Origin of the sequence: Virgibacillus xinjiangensis (genome assembly GCF_042643145.1) — a bacterium.
GTDB lineage: Bacteria > Bacillota > Bacilli > Bacillales > Amphibacillaceae > Virgibacillus_O > Virgibacillus_O xinjiangensis.
This window is the reverse complement of sequence record NZ_JBHRSA010000049.1, coordinates 32,728-50,093: the sequence shown is the minus strand read 5'-3', so window position 1 is coordinate 50,093 and position 17,366 is coordinate 32,728. Positions and strand designations below refer to the sequence as shown.

Below are 17,366 nucleotides of genomic sequence, written 5' to 3'. Positions count from 1 at the left end.
CTTGATTTGGATTATATATTCAAAGGGAACTATAATTTCCCTTTAAAATCTGTTCAGCTGCTGCGCGATCGGTGATGAGCAGATCGCTTTTCCCCTGCTGAAAATAGGATGATATTGCTTGCCCCTTCGACTTACCGCCCGCAATGGTTATGACTTGATTGATATCCAGGAGATCTTCCAACTGAAGGCCGACCGTTCTAACCTTGTGGACAATCTTTCCGGTTTCGTCAAAATAATAACCAAATGCCTCACTGACAGCGTTGCCTTCTTTCAATTTATCAATCACCGTTGCTTCCGTTTTTCTTCGTTTGGCCATGGAAAGAGCATCTCCTACCCCATGCAAAACGATATCCGCATGCCTGATGATCTCAACCATTTCAAAGATGGAAGGTTCGTTGATCAATGTCTGATAGGTCATCTCACTGATCGGGTCGGGCACATAGAGCAGCCGGTAATCCCCATTTGCTCGATTGGCCATTTCTGCAGCAATCCGACTCGCCTGATTTTCCACCTTTTCGCCGACACCGCCTCTAGCTGGTACAAACAGCAGGCCATTTTGCACCTCTAAGGGAGTCATGACGTCCGCCACTGCAGCGACAGTGGAACCGCCGGTCACCGCAATGGTAACACCATTGTGGACGATTCCTTTCAGATAGGAAACACATGCTTTGCCCATTTCTTGTTTTACCCAATGGTCTTCATCACTATTTCCCGGGACAATAATAACATTCTCTACTTGTAAGGTTTCCTTTATTCGTCTTTCTAAAACTTCCAACCCTGATATTTCACCCATTAAGGAAGCCAACTGTTCGAGAATTAATTTTCCCTCTTCTGTAATAAACATTCCTTTAGAGGTAACCTCAAGGAGTCCCTGCCTGTGCAGGAAATCCACCTCACTACGGACATGGCGTTCTGTCAGGTTTGTGTTTTCAACAATTGCCCTCCGCCCGATCGGCTGAAAGTGCTCGACAATATGGAGTATGGTATATCTCTGTTGCATCACCTTCAACAAATCAGGGACTAGTTTTTTCTGTGCATCTGTCAAAGCTTTCATGAAAAAACTCCTTCTATCAGTCGGGGCAAAAATGACCCGGATGATCATAATCTGTCCCATCCGCAATTTCATGATACCATATATTTTTATTTATACAACAAATTTGGCATTGAAATCTTTATTCATCTTCGACATGTGTTTGGCTAAACAACTTTTCAAGGTTTTCATAGCTGATCTGCTCACAGTTCAGCTGCTTACCATCCACTTCGATTACAGGAATCTCGAGCTGATACTTCTCCAGCCATCCATCATGGGCATGTATATCCCGTTCTTGCAATTCTATTGGATAATCTCCTTGAAAGAGCGATACTAATGCCTTTGCTTCGTCACATAATGGACAGTGACTTTTGGAATAAATAATCACTTTCACCCATTCCCTCTCCTTTCTCTACGTTTTACTGAGGAAGGAATCCCCAGTTGTTTTCTATATTTCATGATCGTGCGCCGTGCAATGGATATACCGAATTCGCCTCCCAATTTCTGTCGGATACCCTCATCTGACAGTGGTTTGGTTTTGTCCTCATGTTCGATGAGCTCTTGAATCATTTTCTTTACAGCGAACGCCGATGTCTGCTTGCCATCCGGCTGTCTGACCCCCGACTGGAGGAAAAATTTGAGAGGGAGCACCCCTTGACCTGTCTGAACATACTTATTGTTGAGTGCCCTGCTTACAGTGGAAATATGCACACCTATCTCTTCTGCTATCTCTCTGAGAGTCAGTGGACGAAGCATGTATGCCCCATGTTCGAAATACATATATTGTCTCTCTACGATAATCCGGATAATCTGTTCGAGTGTGTTGGTTCGGTAGGAAATGGCTTGCTTAAGCCAGTCTATCTGCCTGTATTTTTCTTTGAGATATGCAGCGGCCTCCTTGTCAAGTTCAGTCCCTTCCATATAGCGGTCGTTTACTTCGATGTCAGGGGAATTCCATTTAAAGAAAGAAATCTTCCACGAACCATCCTTTTTGTAGATGGATGCTTCTGGTATGATATATTCTGGCTGTTTGGTCTCGAGCAGGTGGCCTGGCTTTGGATGGCATGATTTAATCTCATTCAAGAGCTTTTCCGCTTCTTCCAATCGAACACCGTAGTGTTCTGCTATAGCTTCTTTGTTTTCCTCAGCGACCCAGACAAGGTGGTCTGCCAGCAGTTCTTCGGCAAATGGCTGGTGGGTTTCTCTTTGCTTAAGTTGTAATACAATACATTCGCCCAACGTGCGAGCGCCTATACCTGCCGGCTCCAACTGTTGGATTTTCGCCAATGCCTCTTCCACTTCCTCTTCAGTGGTCCCACAGTTTTCAGCCCAAATTTCCATATCTATACCGAGATAGCCATCTTCGTTCAGTGAATCGATTCCAAACTCAATGATTGGCAGCAATTCAGCTCTGACATCAAGGGTATACAATTGTCCTTTCAGTTGATCATACATCGTCTCTTCGGCCTGGTTGATCTCACCAACGGAGAAATCTCCTTGATGACCCGCCTTGTATTGAGAAAGATCATAATCAAAATCGACTTCTTCAATCAGCGGATTCTCCTTGGACAGTTCCTTAATATAATCAATCAGCTCCACACTGGAAAACTGAAGAACCTGTAAGGACTGCAGCAAGGACTGATTCATCTTCCATTCCAGCCGCTGCTCCTGCACCAGTCTTGGTTTCATATTGCTCCCTCCCCACCCTCTTTCTTCTAATATTGCCATATGGGAGCAGAGGCTGTCACTAAACAGGAGTGCCCCTGTGCTTGATGAGTGGAAGATACCCACCCTCTTCTTTTATAATGGGTAAAAAGGATAGTAGTTCGTATGGGAGGTACACAGATGATCGAAGTATATACGGACGGGGCTTCAAGCGGAGACCCCGGCAAAAGTGGCGCAGGCATTTATATAAAAAAAGCCGGCCAAGCTTATGAATATTCTTATCCATTGGGGAACTTATCCAATCATGAGGCAGAGTTCCTTGCAGTCCTGAAGGCATTGGAAGTATGCCAAGCTGATTTCCCCGATGATATTCTATCCTTTCGTTCTGATTCCAAACTTGTTGTAGAAGCCGTGGAACGCAATTATGTAAGAAGCGAGAAATACGCCCCGTTACTCCAGAGGATTAATGAAGTTTCTGCTTTCTTTCCATACTTCTTCATAAAATGGATACCAGAGAAGCAAAACAAACATGCAGATCAGCTTGCCAAAAAAGGAATTCAGCTGAATGATTCCTCAAACTGAAAAAGGCAGCACTTGACTGCCTTTTTCCTTCAGGTGAAACTGCTTTTTATTGGGCTTATTTATAGCTATAAGGACAATAATGGTGAAACTGCTTTCCCAGCCAACTCTATTCTTATTCCCCACGATAGCCGGTGTTCGCTCGGACCTTCACTTCCATATACCGTTCATAATTATATTCCTTCGAGAGGAAGGTCCCGACGACTCCACCGATGAATCCAACTGGCACAGATATAATGGCCGGATTGGTCAGCGGAAAGAGCGGTTCCCCTTGGAATATAGCTGCTCCGGTTTCCGGAGATATTACATTGGGACTAATGGATACCAAAATCAATGCAGTAAGAAGCCCTGACAGCATGGCACTGATTGCCCCGCTTGTGTTGAAATTTCTCCAATAAATGGTATAAAGAATGACAGGCAGATTGGCACTGGCTGCGACACAAAATGCTAATGAGACCAGAAAGGCAACATTGAGATTCTGGGCGAAGAGCGCCAATAAGATAGAAGAGATCGATACCGCAAGTGAAGCGTAGCGCGCTGCTACCATTTGCTGCTTGTCCGTCGCCTTCCCTTTTTTTATGATCTGTCCATAAATGTCATGGGCAAAAGCGGATGCACCTGACAAAACAAGACCAGCGACTACTGCAAGAATGGTAGCAAACGCAACAGCTGCCACAAATGACATCAATAAGTCTCCCCCAAGTGCTTCCGCTAACAGAGGAGCCGCCATGTTGCCAGCCGGATTCGCCTGGGTTATTCTGCTCTCCCCAACGAAGGCAGCTGCACCGAAGCCGAGAAAGATTGTAAGTATATAGAAGATGCCAACCACCCAGGTTGCAGTAACGACCGAACTTCTTGCTGTCTTGGCATCTTTTACAGTGAAAAAGCGCATCAAGATATGGGGGAGCCCGGCCGTACCAAGGACAAGTGCCACCATCAATGAAATGGTATCAAGCGGTACCGTGTACTGTAATCCAGGGTTCAGATAGGATTCCCCATGGCTTGTGGCCGTCTTCGCCTCCCGGAACATTTCCAGGATATTAAAATTGAACTGCAGAAGAACAAGGAAAGCGATGATGACAGTACCGAGCATGAGGAGTACTGCTTTGGTGATCTGTACCCAGCTAGTAGCCGTCATCCCGCCGAACAGCACATAGATTGTCATCATGATTCCTACAAGCAAAACAGCCATCCAGTAGTCAATTCCGAATAACAATTGAATCAATGCACCTGCACCCACTAACTGGGCAATCATATAGAAGACCACGATGGTAATTGTGCTCAAGGCTGCCACTGCCCTGACCTTACGTGCATCAAAGCGGGCGTTGATCATATCTGCTAAGGTATATTTGCCCAAATTCCTTAATGGCTCAGCCACCAGGAACAATACGACTAGATAAGCCACCAAGTAGCCGATGCTGTAGAAAAACCCGTCAAAGCCGAACAAGGCTATTGCCCCTGCAATCCCCAGGAAAGAAGCCGCAGACAAATAATCTCCCGCAATGGCCAGACCATTCTGCCATCCCGTCAACCCTCCCCCTGCCGTATAAAAATCACCGGTTGTTTTCGTTTGTTTGGCAGCATAATAAGTAATCAGAAGTGTCGCCCCTACAATCAGCAAGAACAGGGTAATGACAGTAGCATTCATCTTCTGCTTCCTCCTTCCGTCAACTCCTCTTGGATGATTTCTTCAGCCTGTCTATCAAATGAAGCGGACTTCCGTACATATAGAGTACACAACACCCATGTCACAATGAATTGGGCGAATGCATAGATCCAGGCTAAAGTTATATCTCCTACGACAGGACGATTGAGTAACGTCGTGTAGGAAGTCAATATGGGGAGTGAAAAATAGAATAATAGAAAGAAAATGGAAAGAGGTGCAATAAACTTTTTCCTCGACTGCATCAGCTCCTTGAATTTCTGGCTCTCAGCCGTCCTTACAAACTTACCGTAGCTCTGCCCTTTTTTCATCGAGTAATTGTAATCGGTTTCAATACTCACTATAAATTTCCCCCTTTTGTGCTTCTGCCGGCAGTGAAGCGACTGGTATGATGTCCTTATAGTAACTGAGAAGGATTTGAAATTCAATTGATAATTTTCCAAAATATTAAAATAATATAAAAGTCTTAGTAGTTTTGTATTATTTTGCCTATCAACTGCTTGCTAGATTTATAGCAATACTTTGCGCAACGACAGGACTTCACTTTCCATCGGCAGCACATAGGTTAGAATCCATTCAGCTCCATACACATTAACTATGAAGACCACCATTTTGATCCAACCATTGAGGCCATCCCCTGTACGGGAATGGCCTCTTGTATTATTACACCTCACGAACTCGGTTTTCCATCGAACCGATTTGTTCTATCTCCAGCCTGACCACATCTCCATCTTTCAGAAAATGTGGGGGGTCCATCGCGACACCCACTCCATCCGGTGTACCAGTCAGGATGATATCTCCTGGCTCCAGTGTAATCAAACTGGAGATGAAGTTGATAAGCTGCGGAATATCGAAAATCAGATGGCTTGTGCTGGATTCCTGCCGCTTCTCTCCGTTCACAAACGTACAAACAGCTAAATTAGAAGGGTCTTCCAGTTCATCTGCTGTCACTACCCACGGGCCTATAGGTGTACTCCGATCCAGTGTTTTCCCCTGCAGCCATTGTGGTGTACGTTTTTGCAGGTCTCTTGCAGAAATATCATTGCCGATGGTATATCCGGCAATATATTGAAGCGCATCTTCCCTTTGCACGTTGGTTGCTTCACTCCCGATTACCACACCCAGTTCCACTTCATAATCCAACTTATTCGTTGCTGCCGGCTTTTCTATATCATCTGCCGGTCCAATCAAGGCATTACGGAACTTTGCGAATAGAACAGGGTAGTCAGGCACCTCTCCTTTCATCTCTTCCGCATGGGCTGCATAATTTTTGCCTATACAAATAATTTTAGAAGGAGCAGGTACGGGGGTACCCAGTTCAATCAGATCCTTAGAAATAGGGGTTTCCTCCGTATCCTTGAGATATCTCTCAGCCTGATGTGCAAGGTTAAGCACATCCTTACCCAACCTGTAAAAACTGGCTGGGTCTGTAGGCATGCTCCTCTGAAGTGGAACTCCTTTTCCAACTCCGATTGCCTTTCTGTAACTCTCCTGTAAATCATATACTTCTCCATTCACCATCAATCCCATCCTGAAGTCTCCTGGAATCTCCTTTGGTTTATAACTGATCAGCTTCATATGGTCGTCATCCTTTACTATGTATTTGATAAGAAAATTCTATCAAATCAACGGGGCCAAAGATAGCTCGAAGTATGTAGCCCGGTTTGAGGCAGGTCATGCGAGGGTAGAAAAATAGTAACGCAAGATCAATAGAGGAGGCATATAGTGATGAGCAAACATATCCAAGGCTCCTATCGTAAACAGGAAAGTGCCGTCGAAGCAGTTAATAAGCTTAAATTGGAAGGGTACAAGCCAAGCCAGATCACTGTCGTCACAAACAGTAAAAAAACGGAAGAATTGAAGTATGAGACTTCTGTTAATTTGGAAGAGGGAACAAAAGAAAAGAAGAAAGATGAGAGCTTGATGGACAAGGTTGATCGTCTATTTGCCGATGAAACGACAAACCCATTGAACCAGTTGAGAGATTTGGGAGTGAACGAGGAAGAAGCCAAACAACACCAGGGAGATATGAAATCTGGTTTGTATCTGGTTTTGGTGGATGAGACCCAACCGAAATAAGGTAATCATACGCACATTTCCCCAGGTATTCTGGAAGGGCCATGAACCGGCACTCTACTAGCCGGCAGGCCCTTTTATCACAGGTCGTTCACAGCTCCAGTCAGCCCATTTCCCACCTCCTCCGATCATGGCCCTCCATTCATCCTGCATTATTCACAAATCGTTCACCATGCTTCAAAACCCACATGTTATACTGTAATTGCTATAGACGATAGAATGGAGGAACAGAATGATTAACAGTAGATGGAACGCCTTTATCACACTTATTCTTGCTTTTGCCTTCCTTTCTGCCTGCAATACATCAGAGGAAGATACGGAAAATGCTGCTGAAGACCTTCCTGAACTAAAAGTGGATTTTCGGGTACCTGATCAAACAGGTGTAGGTGAATCTGTGGAGCTGACTGCCGAAGTAACCTATGGTGGGGAAACAGTAGAAGATGCAGAAGTGGCCTTCGAGTACTGGAAGAGTGAGAATGAAGAAAGCAGTAAAGAGGTTATACCAGAGTATAAGGGCGAGGGAGAATATAAGGCGAGTATATCATTTGAAGAAGAAGGCATGTACGAAATTTATTCTCATGTGACGGCAGAGGGGCTACATACCATGCCACTGGCTTCTATTCAAGTCGGGGATGGCGCTTTACCTGAAGAAGACAGTAAAGAACATGAAAAACAGCCAGATGGTCTCTCCATCCATTTCAAGGAGCCTGACCAACCTCTTTCCAACGATGAGACAGAACTGGTAACACAACTTGAGATGGATGGAGCTGCTTTGGAAGCTGCTCAACTCAGATACGAAATATGGAAAGCGGGAGAAGATGACGCCAACCATCAATGGGCAGAGGCAGAAGAGTTGTCAGCTGGTGAATATCAAGCTTCCCACTCCTTTCCTGGGAGTGGAACATATACTATAAACGTCCATGTGGAGAATGAGAGCGGTCTGCATGAACATCAGGAATTTGAACTATCTATTGAATAATGCAGATGTACGGAATAGAGGCCAGCATTCTACGGAATGCTGGCCTCGTTCCATACTCTCAGAAACTATCGGTATTGATATTTATGTATTACAGTCAATACATCTTTTAAATCATCGACAGCTATCTGGCCGGGAGCGGATGCCTCTTTTCCGGCTCCAAAAGTGGCTGCAGAACCGAATACCTCTCCAGCAAGCCTGCTAATCAAGCCCAATTTGCCCATGGCCATCGTAATCAGCGGCCTGTTTGCATAGTTTTCCTTCATCCGGTTGGTTGCATGCAAGAGGGTGAAAAGGTCATCCATACTACGAGGCATCACAGCAATTTTTGCAATGTCAGCCCCCATCTCTTGCATTCCTTTCAGCCTTTGGACAATTTCTTCCATAGTTGGGGTCCCTCCAAAATCATGGTTAGAAAGAATCACACGCACCCCCTTCTCACCTGCCTGCTGGATGATATTCTTGACCTGTTGCTCATCGGAATAATATTCTACATCGATCATGTCTACTCTGCAACTATCAACCATCCTGGATAACAGCTCAAAGTATTCAGTCTCGGACCATTCCCTGCTGCCTCCCTCTTTATGGGTACGGAAGGTGAACAACAAAGGAACCTCTCCCAATGCCATACGCAGTTCATCAGCAGTCCTGCCGACTTCCTCCATATATTCCAGCCGTTCATAGACATCTGCCCGCCATTCCACCATGTCGGGGTTCAGCTCCTTAACCACTTGGACTTCCTCTACTAGCTCTTCACTTGTTTTTCCCATCAGGGGAACAATCACCTTGGGACTTCCTTCACCTATGGTTAGATTTCGTATTTTTACAACGCTCATTCGTTTCCCCCCATTACTGAAATTAATGAATATTATACTTGAACTCTAACATTTTTTCCTCTGTGCAATCAGGACTATTTATCTTATACTGATGCTAATTACATATTTTCAGGGGGAGCATTGGCATGAAAAAAGAAACGATCACACAAAAAAGTATAGTTCTTATCGGTTTCATGGGAGCAGGGAAAACTACTGTCGGAATGGAGTTGGCAAAACAATATGGAAGACCATTTATCGATACAGACGAGGAAATAGAGAAGGCTTTCGGCATGCCTGCGACAGAGATCTTCCAGACTCACGGGGAAAGAGCTTTCCGCAAAAAAGAAAAAGAAGTCATTACAGCGTATGCCCGACAGCCAGGAAACATCATCTCGGTCGGTGGAGGAGCATTCCTACAGGAGGAACTTAAAGAAGTTTGCATGTCGAACAGTATTGTCATCTTCTTGGAAATTTCCTGGCCTTATTGGCAGGACAGACTCAGCGTATTAATCGATACCCGTCCCGTACTGCAAGGGAAATCCATCAAGGAGATCCAAGAATTGTTCGAGCAACGTCAACAGGTCTACCGCTCTCACCATTTAAAAGTGAATACCGATAACCTCACACCTGAGCAAACTGCACAGCACATCTTCACAGAACTGCAACAACAGGAGCACTGATAAAGAAGCAGACAGCAACATTCATTTAATGAAAAGATTGTTTAAACCATACAACACCTATTACATGTATTAGCCCGGAAAGAGTTTTTATCTTTTCCCGGGCTTCATTGCATGCTCTCTACGTTAACTGGATAGTTATTGCCTACTCTTTTACCTTTTCTTTCAATAGCATCCACGGCCTGTTACGTTGCCACTCCACTTCTACCTCTTCGTGCAGAAAAGCTGAAAGGTTTCCACTGGTAAGAACCCGTTCCGTTTGCCCTTGATCAAACACTTTTCCACCCCTAAGCAGCAGTGTATGAGAGAAAACAGGAAGAATCTCTTCTGTATGATGGGTGACAAAAATAATGGTGGGAGCACCCTTTTCGGATGCCATACGGCTGACCGACTCCAGTAAATCTTCCCTTGCCAAGAAATCCAGACCAGTTGTCGGTTCATCCAATATCAACAGTTTAGGATCCCCCATTAAACCTCTCGCAATCAGAAGTTTTTGTTTCTCTCCTTGTGAACATGATTGATAGGGGTTTTCAGCCAATTCGGCACAATCCAGCTGTTCCATCAATTGGTATGCCTTATGATACTCTTCATCGCCTGGATGCTCATAAAGTCCGATGGAAGCATACTTCCCACTCAACACGACATTTACTCCAAGCTCTGTTCCCCTGATGCGTTCTTGAAGAGAAGAACTTACCCAGCCGATAGATTTTCTCAGTTCCCTTATATCCGTTTTGCCAAATAAATTCCCGAGGACTTGAACCGTGCCATTGGTAGGCCATATATAGCCATTGATCATATTGAGCAGAGTCGTCTTTCCGGACCCATTCAGCCCCAGAACAGCCCAGTGCTCCCCGCTTTTTACCTCCCAATCTATTTCTGATAGGATCATCTTCCCTTCCCTCTTCCACGATACATTGGACAATGCGACATCAATCGACATGTTTTCCCCTACCTTCCTATTTCAGATATAGAAAAAAGCAAGAAATACAGTATTCTGCATTTCTTGCTTCATCTCAGTTGACGCGCCCGGAGGGATTCGAACCCCCGACTGACTTGGTACCGGAAACCAACGCTCTATCCTACTGAGCTACGGGCGCATAGAATTGTTAATCGTTTTTTAACACATATAACATTATAACGCCCTCTCAGCTATTTGACAACCCCTCTTTTAAAATCATGCAGGTTTATTTTTCTGATGACTGGGAATGATGGTTAAAAGATTTATCTTCATCTCGAACGTTATCGTTTGACCTTTATTGACCATTTAGTTATGATGTAGAAAGAACGTTATTGAAAAAGGGAGGATTTTACTTATGAACTTAATACCGACTGTAATTGAACAGACCAACCGCGGAGAACGTGCCTACGACATTTACTCTCGCCTGCTGAAAGACCGCATTGTTATGCTGGGAAGCGGAATCGATGACAATGTGGCTAATACGATTGTTGCACAGTTATTATTCCTGGAAGCAGAGGATCCAGAGAAAGACATTTCCTTATACATCAACTCCCCAGGTGGGTCCATTACTGCAGGAATGGCTATCTTTGATACCATGCAGTTCATCAAGCCGGATGTATCCACCATCTGTACAGGTATGGCTGCATCCATGGGTGCCTTCTTGCTCGCGGCAGGGGAAAAGGGCAAACGCTATGCTCTCCCTAACAGTGAAGTAATGATTCACCAGCCGCTTGGCGGAACGCAGGGTCAAGCTACTGACATCGAGATCCATGCCCGCCGCATTATTGAAATGAAGCGGAAAATGAACGAAATTCTTTCCGAGCGTACTGGTCAACCGCTCGAGGTCATCGAACGTGATACAGAGCGTGATAACTTCATGAGTGCCCAGAAATCCGTAGAATACGGCCTGATTGATAAAATTCTGGAACGTAATGAGAAATAATTGGAGACACGGCCGTCCCATCAATCTACAAAGATTGATGGGACGTTTTTTTTTATGGACAACGATATAGAGATGATGGGAATATGAAAATCAAAAAATGTAATCATATCCATGTTCCTCCATCAACTGGTGAGAAAGTTGTAAAGCCATCCATTAAGGAAAAAATCCACGAAGAAGTTTCATTCTCTTCGTGGATGATCGTTGGTTACAGCTTCATTGATAAAGCCTTCTCATTTTATCCGCTTTGTGATATATGGTTATCTTCGGCTTGATGCCGGTTCAATTTGAAACAAAGGAAATCAAATGCTCCATTGCATCTGCTTCATCTGCACCTTCTGCAATGATTTTTATTTCTTCCCCACTTGTTACTGCTAAACTCATTAATCCCATGATACTCTTGGCATTAACTTTTTTTCCGCCTTTTTCCAGAAACAAATTTGCTGAATACCGATTGGCCTCCTGCACAAATTGTGCTGCAGGACGTGCCTGCAATCCAGATTCCAATTCCACTTTGACGGATTTCTCAACCAAATTCCTCATCCTCTCTACTCGTAAGCGCTACCAAGCCATATTGTAGTTAATCGACAGCTCCTGCCCCAAAGCCGGAACTGCCGATTGTTTATGGCATGCGAAAAATTGATTTGATATTTTTATTTATCTGTATTATATCATGAACAATCGATGAAATGAATTATTTCGTTGCAGGCGCCTCTCCCCGCTTTATTTTTTCGGCAAACTCATCAATCTTCTTCAGTCGATGGTTCACACCTGATTTTGATATTCTTCCAGTTGACATCAACTCGCCCAGTTCTTTCAACGTTACATCCTCGTGCTCTACGCGGAGTCTTGCGATTTCCTGCAGTTTTTCAGGAAGCTGATCCAGCCCGACAGTCCGCTCAATCAACTTGATATTTTCTATTTGTCTAAAAGCTGCACCAATAGTCTTATTAAGATTCGCTGTTTCGCAATTGACCAGACGGTTCACCGAGTTCCTCATGTCTCTCACAATCCGGACATCCTCAAATTTGAACAAGGCATTATGCGCCCCTATCACACTCAGAAAAGCAGTAATCTTTTCTGCTTCTTTCATATAGACGATGTATCCGTTTTTGCGCTCCAGTTTCCGTCCGTTTAAATTGAAATCATTCAACAGTTCACACAAAGCATCATTATGTTCTTGGTGGAAATTAAAGATTTCGAGATGATAGGACGATGTTTCCGGGTTGTTGATCGAACCACCGGCTAGGAAAGCCCCGCGCAAATAAGATTTTCTGCAGCATGGCTTCTTTAGAAATTTATCTGAAATGGTCCGAATCAGCCTGTACGGTTCTTCGAAAATTCCAAGGTCCGTCAACATTCTTTTTACATCTTCCTTCATGCGTACAATATAGACATTATTTTTTTTCAACTTCATTTTTTTGCGGACCAGCAGTTCCACTGGAAAAGAATATATCGATTTGATTAATGTATAAATTCTCCTTGCAATGGCAGCATTTTCCGTTTGGACATCCAAAACAAAATCCTGCCGGGAGACGGACAGGGCGCCATTCATGCGTATCAAAGCTGCAAGTTCGGACTGGATGCAGCATTCCTCTACTTCCATGCCCGTCAGTTCTTTCTTGATTTCTGAAGCAAAAGACATCTGTCTCCCCCCTTCCCTTTAAGTGAAGCCTCATTCCTGCAGCAGTCCATCACTTTCTTCTTTTTATAGCGGAATACAATAAGTTGGAAACTTTCTCGGTATCGTGCCTGATCGTCGACTTCGAATGGTCAATGATGTCCCCTTCAATGACCTTGAGGCCCATCTCCCGTAGACGGTCGGTATCATATAAAACGGGCTCCGCATTCTCCTCTTCATAGACGGCCCTTACATTTTTCCGGATAGGTTCATTATGGACCACAATGGAATCCACTGTTCCTTGTCCTATGTGGCTGGTGATTGCCTCTACATGCTCTGAAGCAGTATAGCCCGTTGTTTCACCCGCCTGGGTCATGACATTGCACACATATACAACCTCTCCTCTGCTCATACGGATGGCCTGGTCAATCTCAGGCATGATCAATGTCGGAAGAATACTCGTATACAAGCTTCCGGGAGCAATCACGATCAGATCAGCATTCTTGACAGCACGGATGGCGTTCGGCAATGGTTTGACCGGCTGCGGCTGGAGAAACACCTTTTTAATCCGTTTATTGGACAATGGTATATTGGATTCACCGGAAACGATACTGCCATCTTCCATTTCAGCGTGCAGGGACATACTGTCATTGGAAATCGGATATATCTTCCCTTTCACATTCAGTACGCGGGAAATCTCCTTGATTCCATTGTTGAAATTCCCAGTAATGGAGGTCATTGCTGCAAGAAGGAGATTCCCCATGGAGTGGCCGGAAAGACCATTACCCACCGCAAACCGATGCTGGAATAGGTCCACCAGCATCGGTTCCGCATCAGATAGAGCAGCTATTACATTACGGATATCCCCAGGAGCGGGGATATCCATTTCACTTCTCAGCCTGCCGGTACTGCCTCCGTCATCCGCCACCGTGACAATAGCGGTCAGCTGTATAGGTAGATTTTTTAAACCTCTCAGCAGAACCGGCATACCTGTCCCGCCGCCAATGACTACGACCCTGGGATTATTTTCTTCCGTCATATCAATGTCCCTTTCTTTTATCAATATCCCTATGTGTTACATGGGCAATATAATCTGGCGACAACTCTTTGGCAAAGTATTCCGCAAGCGCCACAGAGCGATGTTGGCCGCCAGTACAGCCAATGGCCACCACTAATTGAGACTTTCCTTCTTTTTTATACTGTGGAAGCATAAATTGAAGCAGATCGAGGATCTTCGATGTGAACTCCTGGGTATCTCCCCATTTGAATACATAGGAAGACACTTCCTTATTCAAGCCAGTCATTGGCTGCAAGTGGGATACATAATGCGGGTTTGGAAGGAATCGGACATCAAACACAAGGTCAGCGTCTATAGGCAGTCCGTATTTGAAACCGAAGGACATCATCTGAATCGAGAACACTGTCTGCTTTTCTTCCGCATATACTTTCACGATTTTTTCCCTGAGCTCCTTAGGCTTCAGTTTCGTCGTATCGATGATGCGGTTGGAACGTCCTCTCAATTCATCGAGTATCTCCCTCTCCTTCCTGATCCCATCAAGAGGCAGACCCTCGACGGCCAGAGGGTGTGATCGCCTTGTTTCTTTGTATCTGGTAACCAGTTGCTCATCTTTGGCATCTAAAAACAGGATATGTTCTTCCAGCCAGTCCTCTTTTCCCAGTGTATCCAATGCTTCTACAAGCGAGTCGAAAAACTCCCTGCCGCGCAAATCCATCACAATCGCTACTTTACGGATATTATTCGTGGAGTCCCTCATTAAATCGAGGAACTTTGGCAGCAATGTCGGCGGCAGATTATCCACACAATAATATCCAAGGTCCTCAAAACTTTGGACGGCAACGGTTTTGCCGGCTCCGGACATCCCAGTGATGATGACTAGTTTAGTTTCTGTTTCCCCGTTTTCCATCTGTCTCTCCCCTTTAAAAAAACCGTATCGCCAGGCAGGCACGTAACTCATCTTCCTACTTATATTTATGCAGCACTTTGGCTGAGTTATTCTTTGACTGTCGCACTATCCTCTATTATACAATGAACAAAAACAAAGCAACAAGGGAATATTATTTCCTGTTCTCTATTCGACATCATCGGACAGCCTTTTCTTGGATACCAAAAAAAATGCACAGGTGTCGAGCACCTGCGCCAATAAACTAATCTATCTATTAAAAGGGGGTCAATTAGTTACTTCTATTGTAACTAACCAATGTTTCATGCGTATTACGGGAATGTTATAAGGGTATTACTTTTTGTAAATTTTCCCTTTACGTTTCTAGTTTCCCGCTTTGATTGCCTCGTGCAGGTCTTCGACATATTTAATGGCTGCCTCTGCTGCAATACTGCCATCCCCTGTCGCTGTCACGATTTGTCGAAGATCCTTCTCCCGAATATCACCAGCTGCAAACACACCCGGGATATTTGTTGCCATGTTTTCATCGGTAGGGATATAGCCTTCTCCATTGGTGATCCCTAGAGACTGGAATGGCTCGCTTAATGGGACCATACCGATGTACACAAAAACTCCATCTGCATCGAAATCACGGGTTTCACCAGTTTTCACATTCTCCAACGACACACTGCTGACTTTGCCTTCAGGCCCATTAATCTCATTGACCACCGTATCCCAGATGAAATCGATTTTATCGTTGTCGAAGGCACGATTTTGCAAGATCTTTTGGGCACGCAGTTCATCACGGCGGTGAATGATCGTAACCTTTTCAGCAAAACGGGTCAGATAGATACCTTCTTCCACAGCCGAATCTCCTCCGCCTATGACCACTAGATTCTTTCCTTTGAAAAAGGCCCCATCACAGACAGCACAGTAAGAAACCCCGCGTCCGCCAAGTTCTTCTTCTCCGGGGATACCTAGTTTTTTATACTGGGCGCCCGTTGTTATTATGAAGGAACGGGTCTTGTATTCCTTATTCCCTGCAATTACCGTCTTATATTCTCCTTCATCTGTAACCTCTTTAATATCACCGTACGCATACTCTGCACCGAACTTTTTTGCGTGCTCGAACATCTTATTAGACAGATCAGGTCCAAGGATATGATCAAATCCAGGATAATTCTCTACTTCTTCCGTATTTGCCATTTGACCTCCAGGGATCCCGCGTTCAATCATAAGTGTATCCAAGTTGGCACGTGATGCATAAACCGCAGCGGTCATGCCGGCTGGTCCAGCTCCTGCAATAATTACGTCATATATACGTTCGTCGGACATAGCAATCGCCCTTTCCTATTCATAATTCATAAAGCAACTATAGCGTATTAAAAATAATGGGTTTCGTCCATCAATCTGCTTATCTTTATTTCCAGGGGCCTTCTTCCTTGGAAAGCTTCGGATGCCTTTTGCACCCTTCCTCCCAGAGGGACAAAGCTTTTGCAGGCTCACCAACACGGTAGGCTGCGACACTGTACCAATGGAAATAAGACAGATGGCTCTTCATTTGATTCTTCACCAATGGACGGAAACGCTGATACGCCTCTTTATAATAACCAGTTCTCGCCAAAGTAACTGCAATCCTCAGCTTCTGCTGTTGATGGATTGGATACACATTAAGCAACACATTTATATGATGGCGGGAATCTTCTTCCCGTTCGAGTTGATGATAAAACAAAGCAAGGTTCGTATGGCTGTATAAATTGTTCGGATCATCCAAGATAGTCTGTTGCTCGATCTCAACCGCCCGTTCTTCCTCCCCGGTAAAGAAGAGTGCATGGGCGTGGTCATGGATAGCCGTTTTGTGTTCGGGGAATATCAACATCATATCCTCAATGAGAGGCAGTGCCTGCTCCCATTCCCTATTTTCCATGTGATAGAAGATAGTCTCTTGGTAGATAAGAAGATCATCCTCTTCTTCCAGATCCCAATTATCGTCATCCGTATCATCTTCATCAATGTCAATCATCTCGAGCAGCGATTTCGCCTCCTCGCTGAAGTCTCCTTCCGGCTCTTTCTCCAGATAGATATTGGCATGCTTCCGAGCATCATTCAGCAACCCGAGATGGGCATAATTGTTTGCGATCAGATAATAACAATCGATATATTCGCTGACCTGAAGCACATTGGTCAGTAATTGATTGGCCTTATGATAATTGCCTGTTTCTGTATAGACCACGGATAACTGGCATGCATACAATGGCTCGAATGGCTTTGCTTCCATGGCTTTTTTCAGCCATTTCTCTGCTATATCAAATTTCCTTTTTTGAAATGCTTCCACGCCTTTAGTGAAATAAAAATCACCTTCCGGAATGAAAGGGATGATTTTATTTTCCCCTTCACGTTTCTTTTCAACATGCTGCATAGGTGGTGTCCCCCTAATATTCATTACACATACGTACAGAGTATAT

Annotated in this window: 20 protein-coding genes and 1 tRNA gene; 5 read left to right on the top strand and 16 right to left on the bottom strand. The window is 44.5% G+C overall.

Annotation, left to right across the window (positions count from 1 at the left end; translation table 11 throughout):
* Positions 1–19: 19 nt before the first annotated feature.
* From ACFOGI_RS13895 to rpoN, 3 genes are all read right to left on the bottom strand, one after another.
* Complete coding sequence (locus tag ACFOGI_RS13895) at positions 20–1,054, bottom strand: sugar-binding transcriptional regulator (RefSeq protein WP_390273769.1); 1,035 nt, start codon at positions 1,052–1,054, stop codon at positions 20–22.
* A 118-nt stretch (positions 1,055–1,172) separates the two neighbouring features.
* On the bottom strand, positions 1,173–1,424 hold the full coding sequence (locus ACFOGI_RS13890; protein WP_390273766.1) for a glutaredoxin family protein: 252 nt from the start codon (positions 1,422–1,424) through the stop codon (positions 1,173–1,175).
* On the bottom strand, positions 1,421–2,719 hold the full coding sequence (rpoN, locus tag ACFOGI_RS13885) for an RNA polymerase factor sigma-54 (protein ID WP_390273764.1): 1,299 nt from the start codon (positions 2,717–2,719) through the stop codon (positions 1,421–1,423). Before rpoN ends, ACFOGI_RS13890 begins: the two co-directional genes overlap by 4 nt.
* Positions 2,720–2,875: 156 nt before the next feature.
* Between rpoN and ACFOGI_RS13880 the strand changes: the two genes are divergently transcribed.
* On the top strand, positions 2,876–3,277 hold the full coding sequence (locus ACFOGI_RS13880) for a ribonuclease HI family protein (protein WP_390273762.1): 402 nt from the start codon (positions 2,876–2,878) through the stop codon (positions 3,275–3,277).
* Positions 3,278–3,389: 112 nt separating this feature from the next.
* Here ACFOGI_RS13880 and ACFOGI_RS13875 read toward each other — a convergent pair whose 3' ends face one another.
* The 4 genes from ACFOGI_RS13875 to ACFOGI_RS13860 form a co-directional block, all read right to left on the bottom strand.
* A complete protein-coding gene (locus ACFOGI_RS13875) occupies positions 3,390–4,922 on the bottom strand; it encodes a solute symporter family protein (protein WP_390273760.1) in 1,533 nt (510 codons plus the stop codon).
* A complete protein-coding gene (locus tag ACFOGI_RS13870) occupies positions 4,919–5,248 on the bottom strand; it encodes a DUF485 domain-containing protein (protein WP_390273996.1) in 330 nt (109 codons plus the stop codon). The genes ACFOGI_RS13875 and ACFOGI_RS13870 overlap by 4 nt, the downstream gene beginning before the upstream one ends.
* A 198-nt stretch (positions 5,249–5,446) precedes the next feature.
* Positions 5,447–5,611 (bottom strand): hypothetical protein, encoded by a 165-nt coding sequence (locus ACFOGI_RS13865; protein WP_390273757.1) that lies wholly within the window; start codon positions 5,609–5,611, stop codon positions 5,447–5,449.
* Positions 5,601–6,515 carry a fumarylacetoacetate hydrolase family protein gene (locus ACFOGI_RS13860; protein ID WP_390273755.1) on the bottom strand — a complete coding sequence of 305 codons (915 nt, stop codon included), beginning with the start codon at positions 6,513–6,515 and terminating at the stop codon, positions 5,601–5,603. Before ACFOGI_RS13860 ends, ACFOGI_RS13865 begins: the two co-directional genes overlap by 11 nt.
* 150 nt (positions 6,516–6,665) lie before the next feature.
* Between ACFOGI_RS13860 and ACFOGI_RS13855 the strand changes: the two genes are divergently transcribed.
* On the top strand, positions 6,666–7,016 hold the full coding sequence (locus ACFOGI_RS13855) for a general stress protein (RefSeq protein WP_390273753.1): 351 nt from the start codon (positions 6,666–6,668) through the stop codon (positions 7,014–7,016).
* Between the two features lie 229 nt (positions 7,017–7,245).
* A complete protein-coding gene (locus ACFOGI_RS13850) occupies positions 7,246–7,992 on the top strand; it encodes a FixH family protein (protein WP_390273751.1) in 747 nt (248 codons plus the stop codon).
* 65 nt (positions 7,993–8,057) lie between these two features.
* On the opposite strand, the gene aroD is transcribed toward ACFOGI_RS13850, so the two are convergent.
* Positions 8,058–8,825 carry a type I 3-dehydroquinate dehydratase gene (gene aroD, locus ACFOGI_RS13845; RefSeq protein WP_390273749.1) on the bottom strand — a complete coding sequence of 256 codons (768 nt, stop codon included), beginning with the start codon at positions 8,823–8,825 and terminating at the stop codon, positions 8,058–8,060.
* Positions 8,826–8,950: 125 nt separating this feature from the next.
* Between aroD and ACFOGI_RS13840 the strand changes: the two genes are divergently transcribed.
* Complete coding sequence (locus ACFOGI_RS13840) at positions 8,951–9,484, top strand: shikimate kinase (protein ID WP_390273746.1); 534 nt, start codon at positions 8,951–8,953, stop codon at positions 9,482–9,484.
* A 142-nt stretch (positions 9,485–9,626) separates the two neighbouring features.
* Here ACFOGI_RS13840 and ACFOGI_RS13835 read toward each other — a convergent pair whose 3' ends face one another.
* Positions 9,627–10,421, bottom strand: a complete 795-nt coding sequence (locus ACFOGI_RS13835) for an ABC transporter ATP-binding protein (protein WP_390273744.1) — start codon at positions 10,419–10,421, stop codon at positions 9,627–9,629.
* A gap of 81 nt (positions 10,422–10,502) precedes the next feature.
* Positions 10,503–10,578 (bottom strand) — tRNA-Arg (locus tag ACFOGI_RS13830).
* Positions 10,579–10,794: 216 nt separating this feature from the next.
* On the opposite strand from ACFOGI_RS13830, the gene clpP reads away from it, so the two are divergent.
* The gene (clpP, locus tag ACFOGI_RS13825) at positions 10,795–11,382 is read left to right on the top strand and encodes an ATP-dependent Clp endopeptidase proteolytic subunit ClpP (RefSeq protein WP_390273741.1); all 588 of its coding nucleotides are present in this window, start codon (positions 10,795–10,797) and stop codon (positions 11,380–11,382) included.
* Positions 11,383–11,661: 279 nt separating this feature from the next.
* On the opposite strand, the gene ACFOGI_RS13820 is transcribed toward clpP, so the two are convergent.
* The 6 genes from ACFOGI_RS13820 to ACFOGI_RS13795 form a co-directional block, all read right to left on the bottom strand.
* Positions 11,662–11,913, bottom strand: coding sequence for an HPr family phosphocarrier protein (locus ACFOGI_RS13820; RefSeq protein WP_390273993.1), 252 nt, complete (start codon positions 11,911–11,913; stop codon positions 11,662–11,664).
* Between the two features lie 160 nt (positions 11,914–12,073).
* A complete protein-coding gene (gene whiA, locus ACFOGI_RS13815; protein ID WP_390273739.1) occupies positions 12,074–13,024 on the bottom strand; it encodes a DNA-binding protein WhiA in 951 nt (316 codons plus the stop codon).
* A 49-nt stretch (positions 13,025–13,073) separates the two neighbouring features.
* Positions 13,074–14,039, bottom strand: a complete 966-nt coding sequence (locus tag ACFOGI_RS13810; protein ID WP_390273737.1) for a gluconeogenesis factor YvcK family protein — start codon at positions 14,037–14,039, stop codon at positions 13,074–13,076.
* A 1-nt stretch (position 14,040) separates the two neighbouring features.
* Complete coding sequence (rapZ, locus tag ACFOGI_RS13805; RefSeq protein ID WP_390273734.1) at positions 14,041–14,925, bottom strand: RNase adapter RapZ; 885 nt, start codon at positions 14,923–14,925, stop codon at positions 14,041–14,043.
* A gap of 360 nt (positions 14,926–15,285) precedes the next feature.
* Positions 15,286–16,236: a thioredoxin-disulfide reductase gene (trxB, locus tag ACFOGI_RS13800; RefSeq protein ID WP_390273732.1), complete on the bottom strand. Its 951-nt coding sequence runs from the start codon at positions 16,234–16,236 to the stop codon at positions 15,286–15,288.
* An 85-nt stretch (positions 16,237–16,321) separates the two neighbouring features.
* Positions 16,322–17,320, bottom strand: a complete 999-nt coding sequence (locus ACFOGI_RS13795) for a tetratricopeptide repeat protein (RefSeq protein WP_390273729.1) — start codon at positions 17,318–17,320, stop codon at positions 16,322–16,324.
* Positions 17,321–17,366 lie beyond the last annotated feature (46 nt).

What these genes read in the sequence shown, in the direction of transcription:
- ACFOGI_RS13855 (WP_390273753.1), top strand. Translation starts at nt 6,666, where the DNA reads ATGAGCAAACATATCCAAGGCTCCTATCGTAAACAGGAAAGTGCCGTC.
- aroD (WP_390273749.1), bottom strand. Translation starts at nt 8,825, where the DNA reads ATGAGCGTTGTAAAAATACGAAATCTAACCATAGGTGAAGGAAGTCCC.
- ACFOGI_RS13870 (WP_390273996.1), bottom strand. Translation starts at nt 5,248, where the DNA reads ATGAAAAAAGGGCAGAGCTACGGTAAGTTTGTAAGGACGGCTGAGAGC.
- ACFOGI_RS13810 (WP_390273737.1), bottom strand. Translation starts at nt 14,039, where the DNA reads ATGACGGAAGAAAATAATCCCAGGGTCGTAGTCATTGGCGGCGGGACA.
- ACFOGI_RS13795 (WP_390273729.1), bottom strand. Translation starts at nt 17,320, where the DNA reads ATGCAGCATGTTGAAAAGAAACGTGAAGGGGAAAATAAAATCATCCCT.
- ACFOGI_RS13860 (WP_390273755.1), bottom strand. Translation starts at nt 6,515, where the DNA reads ATGAAGCTGATCAGTTATAAACCAAAGGAGATTCCAGGAGACTTCAGG.
- ACFOGI_RS13880 (WP_390273762.1), top strand. Translation starts at nt 2,876, where the DNA reads ATGATCGAAGTATATACGGACGGGGCTTCAAGCGGAGACCCCGGCAAA.
- ACFOGI_RS13840 (WP_390273746.1), top strand. Translation starts at nt 8,951, where the DNA reads ATGAAAAAAGAAACGATCACACAAAAAAGTATAGTTCTTATCGGTTTC.
- ACFOGI_RS13895 (WP_390273769.1), bottom strand. Translation starts at nt 1,054, where the DNA reads ATGAAAGCTTTGACAGATGCACAGAAAAAACTAGTCCCTGATTTGTTG.
- whiA (WP_390273739.1), bottom strand. Translation starts at nt 13,024, where the DNA reads ATGTCTTTTGCTTCAGAAATCAAGAAAGAACTGACGGGCATGGAAGTA.
- ACFOGI_RS13875 (WP_390273760.1), bottom strand. Translation starts at nt 4,922, where the DNA reads ATGAATGCTACTGTCATTACCCTGTTCTTGCTGATTGTAGGGGCGACA.
- ACFOGI_RS13850 (WP_390273751.1), top strand. Translation starts at nt 7,246, where the DNA reads ATGATTAACAGTAGATGGAACGCCTTTATCACACTTATTCTTGCTTTT.
- rpoN (WP_390273764.1), bottom strand. Translation starts at nt 2,719, where the DNA reads ATGAAACCAAGACTGGTGCAGGAGCAGCGGCTGGAATGGAAGATGAAT.
- clpP (WP_390273741.1), top strand. Translation starts at nt 10,795, where the DNA reads ATGAACTTAATACCGACTGTAATTGAACAGACCAACCGCGGAGAACGT.
- ACFOGI_RS13835 (WP_390273744.1), bottom strand. Translation starts at nt 10,421, where the DNA reads ATGTCGATTGATGTCGCATTGTCCAATGTATCGTGGAAGAGGGAAGGG.
- rapZ (WP_390273734.1), bottom strand. Translation starts at nt 14,925, where the DNA reads ATGGAAAACGGGGAAACAGAAACTAAACTAGTCATCATCACTGGGATG.
- trxB (WP_390273732.1), bottom strand. Translation starts at nt 16,236, where the DNA reads ATGTCCGACGAACGTATATATGACGTAATTATTGCAGGAGCTGGACCA.